The organism is Cloacibacillus sp., assembly GCA_036655895.1.
Classification (GTDB): Bacteria; Synergistota; Synergistia; order Synergistales; family Synergistaceae; genus JAVVPF01.
In genome coordinates this window covers 1-1554 of sequence record JAVVPF010000113.1, presented here as the reverse complement: position 1 = coordinate 1554, position 1554 = coordinate 1, and the positions used below count along the sequence as shown (strand labels likewise).

The window sequence follows — 1554 nt, the reverse complement described above, 5'->3', positions numbered from 1 at the left end:
AAATACAGCTGGAGCGCAAGCAGGAGATGGCTAAGCGCGGGCTGGCGAGCCCCGACCTGGCCGACGCCTTGGCGGTTACTTTTGCTGCCGACGTACAGCCGAGGGCGGCGTATGGCGACGCGGGATACGGCGGCGGTTTGATGACCGGAGCGCGGCGCGAATGGAAGCCGACGGATATGAAGAGCCGCAAGTATAAAGCTCTGGACAGGAGGCGGTGAGATGACGTGAAGGGCGTTTTGTCGCGTTTTATCGTAACAGCCTTTGCAGAAGGGAGGAAAAAAGATGTGTACAAGTTCACCGAAAATCCCTGACCCGGCGCCCTTGCCGCCGACGGTAGAAGAACCCTCAAAGAGCGTCGGCGACGCCAACACCGGAGCCAGGGATTCCGCCAGAAAGAAAAGGGCGGCCGGTCTTTCGCGAAGCGACACGCTGCTTTCAGGAGGCGCGTCATTGGGCAACGCGCCCGGGCAGAAGAAGACGCTCTTGGGTGGCTGAGATGCCGGACATTAAGCGCATTAAAGCCAGGCTGGAGGGGCTCAGGAAAGAACGGCGGAAGTATGAGGGGAAATGGCGCGACATCGGCGACTTCATCTATCCCGAAGCGACGGCCTTTATCGAAGATTACGAAAAGGAGATCGACGCGGAGGACGACGCGATCCTAAACTCCGTGCCGGTGCAGGCGCACCGGGTGCTGGCTTCGGGGATGCAGGCGGGGCTCACCTCGCCCTCGCGCCCCTGGTTCCGTCTCGACCTGCCGGACCAGCGGCTGACGGAATATCCCGCCGTCAAGGACTGGCTCAAACGCACGGAGGATATGATGTATATCATCTTCGCGAAGAGCAACTTCTACGACGCGACGTCCAACCTCTATTACCAGCTCTCCGGCCCCGGCAACGGGGCATTTGCCGTTTTCGACGATTTTGAGACGGCGATCCGCTGTCATTGCTACAGCGTCGGCGAGTATTGGCTGGCCAACGACCCCAAGGGGCGCGTTAACCGCTTCGCGCGCTGCTGGAAGATGACGACGCATCAGATGGTCTCGGAGTTTGGATTGGATAAAGTCTCGCACCAGGTGAGAAACAGCTATAATCGCGGCGATTACGACACGTCATGGACGGTCTGTCAGATGATCGAACCCAACACGGAGCTGGACAAGAAAGCCGCAGGCTGGCACGGCAAGCCCTTCGTTTCGCTTTGGTGGGAGGAGGGAGGCCGTCCGAACGATTTTCTGCGTATCGGCGGCTTTGAGGAATTTCCCGTGATGTGTCCGCGCTGGGGAAAGACGGGCAACCGCATCTATTCTCGCTCGCCCTCATGGATCGCGCTGCCGGACGCCAAGATGCTGATGAAGTACGAAGAGGCGGAGGCACTGGCGGTAGACCGTGCGGTAGATCCGCCGCTCATCGCGCCTTCTGCGGCCTATGACAAGCTCGACCTGATGCCGGGCGGAATATCCTTCTTCGACGAACAGGCGGGGGGCCAGGGGCTTCGCAGCGTTTACGAGCATATTAACCCGCCGGTGCAGGCGCTGGATATGAAGATAGCGGTGATTCA

Annotated in this window: 3 protein-coding genes; all 3 read left to right on the top strand. The window is 59.8% G+C overall.

Annotated features, from left to right (window positions below):
• Positions 1-218, top strand: a 218-nt coding sequence (locus RRY12_13160) for a hypothetical protein (GenBank protein MEG2185623.1), incomplete at its 5' end; no start/stop codon positions are given.
• Between the two features lie 64 nt (positions 219-282).
• Positions 283-495 carry a hypothetical protein gene (locus tag RRY12_13155; protein ID MEG2185622.1) on the top strand — a complete coding sequence of 71 codons (213 nt, stop codon included), beginning with the start codon at positions 283-285 and terminating at the stop codon, positions 493-495.
• 1 nt (position 496) lies between these two features.
• Positions 497-1554: portal protein (locus RRY12_13150; protein ID MEG2185621.1), on the top strand; the 1058-nt coding region annotated here is incomplete at its 3' end.

Excerpts from the sequence above, each read along its gene's own strand:
- RRY12_13155 (MEG2185622.1), top strand. The coding sequence starts at position 283 with ATGTGTACAAGTTCACCGAAAATCCCTGACCCGGCGCCCTTGCCGCCG.